Origin of the sequence: Siphonobacter sp. BAB-5405 (genome assembly GCF_002872335.1) — a bacterium.
GTDB lineage: Bacteria > Bacteroidota > Bacteroidia > Cytophagales > Spirosomataceae > Siphonobacter.
Map to the genome: position 1 here is coordinate 248,938 of NZ_NJAG01000001.1, position 9,783 is coordinate 258,720.

Annotated in this window: 9 protein-coding genes; 2 read left to right on the forward strand and 7 right to left on the reverse strand. The window is 49.0% G+C overall.

Translation table 11 applies throughout. The features are described 5' to 3' along the window. Nucleotides 1-19: 19 nt before the first annotated feature. On the reverse strand, nt 20-1,327 hold the full coding sequence (locus BWI97_RS01015) for a gluconate:H+ symporter (protein WP_094811318.1): 1,308 nt from the start codon (nt 1,325-1,327) through the stop codon (nt 20-22). 257 nt (nt 1,328-1,584) lie between these two features. Between BWI97_RS01015 and BWI97_RS01020 the strand changes: the two genes are divergently transcribed. Continuing rightward, complete coding sequence (locus BWI97_RS01020; protein ID WP_102199713.1) at nt 1,585-3,300, forward strand: M3 family oligoendopeptidase; 1,716 nt, start codon at nt 1,585-1,587, stop codon at nt 3,298-3,300. Nucleotides 3,301-3,416: 116 nt separating this feature from the next. After that, nucleotides 3,417-4,748, forward strand: coding sequence for a DUF58 domain-containing protein (locus BWI97_RS01025; RefSeq protein ID WP_102199714.1), 1,332 nt, complete (start codon nt 3,417-3,419; stop codon nt 4,746-4,748). 494 nt (nt 4,749-5,242) lie between these two features. On the opposite strand, the gene coaE is transcribed toward BWI97_RS01025, so the two are convergent. The 6 genes from coaE to nusB all read right to left on the reverse strand — a co-directional run bounded on the left by coaE (nt 5,243) and on the right by nusB (nt 9,148). Further along, nucleotides 5,243-5,833 carry a dephospho-CoA kinase gene (gene coaE, locus BWI97_RS01030; protein ID WP_102199715.1) on the reverse strand — a complete coding sequence of 197 codons (591 nt, stop codon included), beginning with the start codon at nt 5,831-5,833 and terminating at the stop codon, nt 5,243-5,245. Nucleotides 5,834-5,896: 63 nt separating this feature from the next. After that, nucleotides 5,897-6,571, reverse strand: a complete 675-nt coding sequence (locus BWI97_RS01035; RefSeq protein ID WP_146010834.1) for a hypothetical protein — start codon at nt 6,569-6,571, stop codon at nt 5,897-5,899. 116 nt (nt 6,572-6,687) lie between these two features. After that, the gene (gene yajC, locus BWI97_RS01040) at nt 6,688-6,987 is read right to left on the reverse strand and encodes a preprotein translocase subunit YajC (RefSeq protein ID WP_094811328.1); all 300 of its coding nucleotides are present in this window, start codon (nt 6,985-6,987) and stop codon (nt 6,688-6,690) included. 39 nt (nt 6,988-7,026) lie between these two features. Further along, nucleotides 7,027-7,449: a DUF1573 domain-containing protein gene (locus BWI97_RS01045; protein WP_102199717.1), complete on the reverse strand. Its 423-nt coding sequence runs from the start codon at nt 7,447-7,449 to the stop codon at nt 7,027-7,029. A 78-nt stretch (nt 7,450-7,527) separates the two neighbouring features. Beyond that, complete coding sequence (locus tag BWI97_RS01050; protein WP_094811334.1) at nt 7,528-7,824, reverse strand: YtxH domain-containing protein; 297 nt, start codon at nt 7,822-7,824, stop codon at nt 7,528-7,530. A gap of 205 nt (nt 7,825-8,029) precedes the next feature. Next, nucleotides 8,030-9,148: a transcription antitermination factor NusB gene (gene nusB / locus BWI97_RS01055; protein WP_158242654.1), complete on the reverse strand. Its 1,119-nt coding sequence runs from the start codon at nt 9,146-9,148 to the stop codon at nt 8,030-8,032. Nucleotides 9,149-9,783: the final 635 nt, after the last annotated feature.

Below are 9,783 nucleotides of genomic sequence, written 5' to 3' on the forward strand. Positions count from 1 at the left end.
CTTGTCGTTAATGTAAATCTTAGATAAAAGCATTGATAATCAGAACCCCCATCAGACCAATGACAGAAACCATGGTTTCCATGACCGTCCAGGTCTTCAGCGTGTCTTTAATACTCAGATTAAAATATTCTTTGTACAGCCAAAAACCACCGTCGTTGAAGTGCGAGCACATCAGACTGCCGGCCCCAATGGATAGTACCATCAGTTCGGGCGAAACCTCCGGACGGGCCGCCAGCAGGGGGGCAATGATGCCAACGGCCGTCAGACCCGCTACCGTAGCCGAACCCACACAGATCCGAATGAGGCCCGCCATGGCCCAACCCAGTACGAGCGGAGAGACGGGCAATTGCTGTAGCTGCTGCCCCAGAAAGGTACTAATGCCCGCTGACTGCATGATTTCCTTCAGGGCCGAGGCTCCGGCCACCACTAATAAGATTGGCGAGCAACCCTTGAAAGCTTCTTCCAACTGCTTGGTTACCATTTTCATGGACTGACCCCGAGCCAGCCCCAGCGTGTACATGGCGACCAGTACTGAAAGAAACATACCAAAGTACGGTTCGCTGATGAGCTGAATGACCGGATTAGGCGGTAAATAAGGCTTAAAAATGGTCGTAATAGCCAGTAAAATCACTGGTAATAAAGCGGTAAACAGACTAAGACCCAGACTAGGCAATTGATCGGCAGGAAGTTTCTTTACCGATAACAAATCCGGATCAAGCGTGGGGCTGTACTGACGAAGGGTCCGCCCAAAAATGGGTCCGGCAATCGCGATGGCGGGAATGGCAATCGCAATTCCGTAGAGCAGTACCTTTCCCAAATCCGCATTAAAACGTCCGGCAATGGCTGCTGGCGAAGGATGGGGTGGCAGATACCCGTGAGCCACCGATAAGGCCGAAAGCATGGGAATACCCACCGTTAGAATGGGTACGCGGGCCGATACCGAAACGGCCACGATCAAAGGAAAAACAATGACGAAACCAGCATTATAGAACAGCGGAATGCCAATGACGAAACCCGCCAGAGCCATGCCCCAGGGTAAGTTTTTAGTACCAAACACTAGTACCAGTGCATCGGTAATCCGCTGGGCTGCACCGCTTTCGGCCACCAGTTTACCGAGCATGGCCCCAAAGCCTACGATTAGTACCAGGTCGCCAAGCGTATCACCGATTCCCTTTCGGATGGCCTGGCCTACGGCGGCGACTTCCATACCACTGGCCAGACCCAGACCGATACAGATAATCAGAAAAGCCAGAAAGGTATCCAGTCGTACGTACGCAATGAGAATAATGAGGAGAACTATAGCCAGAAAGGTGAGCAGTAGAGGCATTGAGATTCAGCTAGAGGTTTATGTTTTTCAAAGAAAAGGATTTTTTAGCCGAATTTCCTGTTGTAAAGTGTAGCTTGAGTGCAAAATTTAGAATGAATTGAACCCTGAGTTGCATTCGCAGGCGTTTGCTTTAGCAGGGAGAAAACGAAATTAACGAAGGAGTTTCATTCCTTTTTTTATGGAAACATTTCGCCTGTCAGGGGTGTTAAACGCCCGATTCTCACAGGCTTATTTTTGGGTGACGAACGACTTTCATTATGGCAGAAACGCTTGTACAACGCCCCCGGCTATTTCTTCCGGCGGCCTACGAATTAAGTGATTGGGCGAGTGTGCAGCCCTTTTTTGAAGAACTCCGCGACCGTCTGGTCCTCAATGCCGATGAATTACGGCAGTGGTTTCAGGACCGGTCTGAACTGGAAAGCTACCTTTCCGAAAACTTTGCCTGGCGGTACATCCGCATGACGACTGATACGGCCAATGAGGCGTACGTGGAAGCGTTCACGGTATTCAACGAACACATTCAGCCGCAATGGACGGAATTTGCGAATCAGCTGGACCAGAAAGCCCTGGCGAGTCCGTACGTGGATGAATTAACCGATGAAGGATATTTTGTAACCTTACGGGCTATTCGTCGGCAAATCGAAATCTTCCGTACGGAAAACGTCCCCTTGTTTACGCAGCAGCAAGCCCTGCAAAGCCAGTACGGTAACATCGCCGGAGCTATGACGGTTACGCTCGATGGTGAGGAAATGACCCTGCAAAAAGCGGGTGACCGACTGATGCAGACTGACCGTACCATCCGCGAGGAAGCCTGGCGGGCCATCTGGGAGCGGCGTTATCAGGATCACGAAGCCCTCGACACCTTACTCAATCAGCTTCGGGATTTACGGCATCAACTGGCTCAAAATGCCGGTTTCGCGAACTACCGTGACTATATGTTCGCCGCAATGGGCCGTTTTGACTATACGGTGGAAGACTGTTTTCACTTCCACGAGGCCATTGCCAGCACCGTTGTACCCGTATTGAACGAGCTGTCGAAGGATCGTAAACAGGCCTTGCAGCTAACAGAATTACGCCCCTGGGATAAGTTGGTGGACCCTTCGGGCCAGCCGCCGCTGAAACCTTTTACGAGTGGCGAAGATTTGCTCACCAAAACCATTGAAGTATTCGACCGCCTCGATCCTGCGTTGGGCGGTTACCTCCGTGTGATGCGTACGATGGGTCGCTTCGACCTGGAATCGCGGAAGGGTAAGGCTCCGGGTGGCTACAATTATCCCCTGGAAGAATCGGGTGTCCCTTTCATTTTTATGAATGCGACGTCGAATCTGCGGGATATGGTGACGATTCTGCACGAAGGGGGCCACGCCGTCCACAGCATCGTCACGCGGGATCTGGCGTTGAATAGTTTCCGGAATGTGCCGAGTGAAGTGGCGGAACTGGCTTCCATGAGTATGGAGCTGATCACCATGGACCATTGGGACGTCTTTTTCCCGAACCCGGAAGACCTGCGTCGGGCGAAACTGGAACACCTCGAAGACATCATCGAAACGCTGCCCTGGGTGGCTACGGTCGATGCTTTTCAGCATTGGTTGTACGAAAATCCTACCCATAGCGTCGAAGAACGGAATGCAGCCTGGTTGCAGATTTATAAGCGGTTTACCGACAGCATCACCGATTGGAGTGGCCTGGAACGTTTCAAAGCGTATCAGTGGCAACGGCAGTTGCACATTTACGAAGTGCCGTTCTACTACATCGAATACGGTATCGCTCAACTAGGTGCCATTGGAGTCTGGAAAAATTTCAAGGAAAATCCGCAAAAGGGGCTGGAAGGTTACCTCAACGCCCTTAAGCTCGGGTATACCCGCCCCATGGGCGAGATTTACGCGGCGGCTAACATACCGTTCGATTTCTCCAAAGAACATATTGCCAGTCTGATGAATTTTGTACGGGCAGAGATTGCCAAGTTGCAGTAACTACAAAAGCTCTGGTTTAAGGACCAGAGCTTTTTTTATCCGGAACCGGTGGATTTTTGTCGGTACGGATGTCCTGTCTATCTTTGATAGAATCGACTAAACCGACGCTTGATCCCGTGCATTTTATTCGTTCGCTATACCTCTCCCGACTATTCTTTACGGTACTGATCGGAATCATTTTCCTGTTTCTGCTTTCCTTTATGGTCCCCTGGCTGTTTGGACTGATTCAGGTACTCTTTTTCGTTTTTGTAGTCGGAGCTGTTTTTGACGGCCTGTTGCTGTATCCAAGAGCGAAAGCTTTTTTCGCTCGCCGGGACGTAGCAGACCGCCTTTCCAATGGTGATGCCAATCCCGTTTCCATCTTTCTGGAAAACCACTACAAATTTCCGGTATCGCTCGAAATTATTGATGAAATCCCCGCACAGTTTCAAAAACGGGATGTGCTCTTCAAAACGATGCTTACTCCAGCGACAGAGCAGATTATCCGCTACGAGCTACGGCCCGTGCAACGCGGCGAGTACGACTTCGGGGCCGTTAATGTGTACGTTCAAAGCCCGCTACGGCTGCTGAAACGTCGGTATCGGTTCTCGCAGGATCAGCAGGTGGCCGTGTACCCGTCGTTTCTGCAAATGAAGCAGTACGAGTTCATGGCTATCTCCAGTCGCCTGACGGATTTGGGTATCAAGAAAATTCGGCGGGTGGGAATGAGCCAGGAGTTTGAACAAATCCGTCCGTACGTTTCGGGTGATGAGGTCCGCTCTGTTAACTGGCGGGCGACGGCCCGGCGGAATGAACTGATGGTGAATGCCTATCAGGAAGAAAAATCACAGGCTGTGTACTGTTTGATTGATAAAGGTCGCGTCATGCGAAGTCCCTTCGATGGCTTGAGTTTGCTTGACTACGCCATTAACGCAACACTGGTGATGAGTAACATTGCCTTGCTCAAGCAGGATAAGGCCGGGGTACTCACCTTTTCGGACCAGCGGGGTCCCTGGGTAGCCGCGGATCGGAAGCCGGGACAGTTGCAACGTATCATGGAATTACTGTATCGGCAAAAGACCCGCTTTCTGGAAACGGACTACGAATCCCTGTACGTGCAGGTGAAAAACCAGATTCGTCAGCGAAGTTTACTGATACTGTTTACCAATTTCGAGACGGTTAATGCTCTGCAACGCGTCTTACCTTACCTGCGTCGGCTGGCCAAGGATCATCTGTTGATTGTTATCTTTTTCGAAAACACGGAATTACGGGCCTTACTAAACGCCCCGGCCCATACTACGGAAGAGATTTACCTGAAAACCATCGCAGAGAAGTTCTTTTACGAAAAGCAGCAAATCATGCGGGAGTTGCAGCAGTATGGCATTCAATCGATCCTTACGCCGCCGGAGAAACTGACAGTCAATACCATTAACAAGTATCTGGAAGTGAAGGCTCGGGGGATGATTTAGCCGTTACTGTGGCCTTCGCATGGCATACGGAGTTAATTCTGTAGAACTCCCTGGGGATTAGGGCATTCGATTGAAGACGCAACTGGTGCAGGTTTGTGAACCTGTATCAGTATATCTGTTCTCAATCCCCGCATTGCATACGGGGCTATTTACATGGAACCCCTTCGGGGTTGCGTGCCCGGTTGAAGTGGAGAAACCAGCAACTGGTGCAAGTTTCCGAACCTGTATTCACCCTCCTGAAGTTTTTAATTCCGTCTTCCATTCCGAATTCACTTTAGAAATTCGATAAGGTGAGCGGGACAGGTTGTCCGTAGCGAATGCTACGGATGCAAACGTTGGTAGGCTGTGCCTACCGGGCGGGGACGTACCCCGCCTTGCATACGGGGCTAATGAAGTGCAACCCCTTTGGGGTTACGAGTCTGGGGCCGGAGCTATACCGATTCTCTCAGCGTTTGCCACTCGACCGGCCAATAACTCTGCCTAAGCGTGGCCTACTACAAGCGTCTTAATTCCTGATCGAGCTTCAATACCTGATCAATCAAGGGTGTTTTTTCGTCGTTGTGAATCACATAATCAGCGATTTGCTGTAGCTCTTCTTCAGAGGCCTGACGGGCAATAATGTCCCGAATGGCTGCTTCCGAACGCTGGTCACGTTGGCGTACCCGTTGAATACGTAAATCGAGTGGAGCTTCTACGACAATGACTTTCTTAAAATTATTCCCCTGTCCCGCTGCTTTCATAATGGCGGCTTCATAGATTAGGTACGGAGCCTCGGGGTAGCGAGCAGCCCAGTCGATTCCATCCTGCCGGACTCGGGGATGCACCAGGGCATTAAGTTTCTGTAAAAGTTCCGGATTATGAAACACTTGTCCAGCTACCCAACTTCGGTTATAGATTCCCTCAGTAGTATAGGCTTCTTTCCCGAGTAATTCCTCCAATTGCTGACGTAACTCCAAATCCGTATTCATGAGCCGTTTGGCCCGGTCGTCAGCTTCGTATACCGGAATGCCGAGTGTAGAAAAAATACGGGCAATCAGGCTCTTGCCCGAACCAATCCCTCCCGTGATCCCAATGACCTTACTCATAGCTAGAAATAGAAAAACGCGACTCCAATCGGTATAGGAGTCGCGTTCTATAAAACAATTACGTTATTTACTTCCGGGTGGCGGACTCAGTAATTCAGCGATTTCAAAACTGATATTTACCTGCTTCGCCGTTGCATTTACATTCGGTGCATTCACGTAAGGAATAGCCAAACGTTCGTCATAATCTCCCGAAATTTTTTTGGGGAGTGGAATCAGAATCGTATTGGGCACCTCCCGCATCGCCGACTCAGGGCCTTCCACCGTAATGCTTTGTGGAATTACGTTAATGACCGTTGAGATTACGAAATGTCTGGGAAAACGTACGCCACTGGTATCGGCCTGTAATTTTACGGTTTTCACCACCCGTCGCTCAAAACTGACATCCAGCGAATCCGCTATAATGTAATTTACCTGCGTTTCTTTCAATTGGTCCGACAGCAAATTAGTCAGGGAAGCCGTATTAATAAACTTAGTATGCAGAGGATTCGTAATAGCGTACGTAATTGGCTGATTGCCTAACGACAAGGTACGCCAGAGTAAATCCCATCCATTGCCCGTAATATTGGCCTGAATTTGCCGCGGAAGCGGAGAAGTAGGCACGTACAATGAATCATCGTAGGCTACTTGTAACGGATACGCTAATCGGGCTGAATATCCCTCTTTGTTAAGAGCATTCATCAACCAGAAAAGCAGAGCCCCTACCAAACAGAGACTCGCGACTTTCCAGTCAGGTTTCATACTTTCAATGATCAATACCTATTGATCGGTTAACTGTGAGTAATCATGCTTCATACTATTGGCTAGAGACGTATAAAATTACGTTCCCTGTGGAAGCATGGGTACACAGCGTCCGATTATTGTCCCAAACGAATGGAACTGTCGCGGGAAATGGCCGTTTTATCAAAAACTAAACGCATCCCGCGGCCCACGTCGAGCGTCACGGTTTTCTCGGTAGTCTCCACGATTTTTCCGTGTAAGCCACCAATGGTGACAACGGAATCGCCTTCTTTCAGTTCTGTGATGAATTTCTGCTGATCCTTCGCCTTTTTCTGCTGGGGCCGAATCATGAAGAAATACATGACAACGAAAATACCGCCCATCAGAACGAGTTGCATCCAGTTGGAGCCACTGGCGGGTGCTTGTAAGAGCATCATAACTAGGTTTAAGATTTAGGATTCGAGAACAAGGGGATGTTAATGCGTAGCTGTTTCGAGTACTTCCACCCGGAACGCCACCGTTGTGGTTTCGGGTTTGGTATTCGACACGACCGTTACGGTCTTGGTGTTGGCTCCTACTTTGTTTTTGCTGTTGAATTTCACCAGCAAACTCGACGTATCACCCGGAGCGATGGGTTTGAGTGGAATCACGGGAACCGTACAGCCACAGGAAGCCGAAGCGGACTGAATGACCAACGGAGCATTACCCGTATTTTTAAACGCAAAGCGGTGTAGCAGCGTATCGCCTTCCGTTACTTTGCCCAAATCAACTTCGGGCTGATCGAACTTCAGAATGGGGAATTTGGTAGGGTCATCCGTCGTAGTCGTTTCTTGCTTTCCCGTATTGCAGGAAAACAGTAAACCCCAGCACAGCAGACCTACTACAAACTTGCTTTTCATCGGAAGGGGGGTTTACCGTTTCCCGGTAGAGTTTTTCGCTAAAAAATCTCCACCGGGGAACGGTAAACAACAATTAGCTTAGTGTCCTTTAATCTGGCCCATGAGTGATTCTACATCCGCCAGCAGGCGTTCAGCTTTCTCGCGAGCTTCGTCTACTACTTTTTTTCCTTCGGTCTTCGCCAGACTTTCGGGCAAGTCACTTTGAGCCATCAAGTCAGCAATAAGCTGTTGCAAGTGCTCACGATATTTTGAAAGACGGTACCCCAGGCGATCGCGTGTATTCTCACCACTGTCGGGAGCATACAGAATTCCTACCGAAGCCCCAACCGCCGTACCGGCCAAAAAGCCTAATAAAGTAAGGGTTGATTTTTTCATGGTTTTTCTATAAAGATTCGAATGCTCTAAAAAGTACATTCGATACGTTTTTGTTTTCGAAACTCCCCATTTGACCGGGTTTAACCATTCGTCAAATTAGTGTTCCTGGCCTTCGAAGATTGATAATCAAGAAGTCTTCTTTTTTTCCAACCTTTCACTTCTGTAAAAGTAAGGGAAATGTAGAATAGGCCCGCGAAAACTTTTTCTAACGATTATCGATCAAACCACGACCACTCTTCCGAATGGTACCATCTTCGCGAAGTTTCGCTGAAAGCGTATCGAGTACCCCGTTCAGGAATTGTCCACTGCGGGGCGTCGAGTAATCCTTGGCTACTTCAATAAATTCGTTGATGGTGACCTTTACCGGAATGCCAGGGAAGTAAATCATTTCTGCCAGAGCCATCATCAGTAGAATCCGGTCCGTCAGGGCGATCCGTTCGGAGTCCCAGTTGGTTACCTGATCAACGATGAACTGCATGAAACGTTCTTCATTGTCGAGCGTATGCCGCAGTAATTCCTTAAAAAACTTAATATCATCTTCGCCGCCGGGTAAGAGCGTTTGCAGGCGAACATCGCCGTCCTGATAAGACTTTACCGTCTTCGTCGTTAGGCTACGCAGAATGTCTTTGTCTTCGCTCCAGTACAGATTTTGCTCATCGAATACCGTCTTAATCATCTCGTTCTTAAACACCAGTTGCTTTAACAGGTGCATTACGAGGTCGGCATCTTCGGCGGGCGTATGCTGGTTACGCTGGCAGTATTGCTGGAACGTAGCATCCTGCCGAATGTCCTTAAAGAAGGGGCGGATGTATTGTACCCGGTCTTCTTCCGTCCATTTCAAGTTCCGGCGGATGACTTCGTTTTCAAACGTAGGCATATCCCGCAGCGCATGAATAAATTGGTTACTCGCCAGTACACTCGTATTCAGGCCTTCGTCCAGATAGCGGCGTTCCTGATACAATTGAGCTTCTTCGGCCAACTCCAGTAAGAGCAGCAAAATCATCAGATACTGATCATAAATGCGTTCAATATCTGCTGTCGCATCGCGTACGAAGCGAAGGCGGTCCTGCTGGGTTTTCTGCCGGTAATAATTCAGAGCTTCCGTAGCCACCTGACGGGCCATCAGCGGAATTTCTTCTTCGGTATCTTTTTTGGTAACCGACTCCTCCAGTTGCATCAGGGCCAGTTTCCGAAGGCCTTCAAAGCGTTCGGGGTCCTGACGTTCCATGGAATTGAGGTCGGGTTGCAGGGTTTCAACGATGAAATCCTGGGCTAGTTGGTAGTTGGAACGTTCAGCCTGATACAATGCATAAAGTGTTTGCATGGCCTTGATTCGCAACGTCCTCCGATTCAGCATATTCGGTAAAAGCGATTAGTCAAAGAACTTGTTTCGAGCCGCAAAGGTACGAAATTCAGCGTAGAGTTTAGAGTTTTCGGTTTGGAGTTTTCAGTTTTTGCCGCTCTCTATTCCACGGTTTTAGCTTCTTCCCAGAAAACATTTTGCTTTGGGAAGTTAGTACTCGAGGCAAGCTCGCTTCTACCTCTCAATCCACCCTTCCAGCAAGCATCAACTCACTCTTTTAAAACACTAAACCGGTAGGCACAGCCTACCAATTAAAAAGTCCGTAGCAAATGCTACGGACAACCCGCCCCGCTATCTTTATTGAGTTTAACTTGGCAAAACTAAAGCGGAGTCGTCTTTCCCCCTACCCAACACTTAGCCTCGTATGAAATGCGGGGTAGGTCCCGCCCGGTAGGCACAGCCTATCAATTTTTTGCGTCCGTAGCGAATGCTACGGATAACCCGTCCCGCTAACTTTACCGGGTTTTACTTAAAAAACTGGAAACTGGAAACTGGAAACTGGAAACTGGAAACTGGAAACTGGAAACTGGAAACTGGAAACTGGAAACTGGAAACTGGAAACTGAAACTGGAAACTGAAACTGGAAACTGAAACTG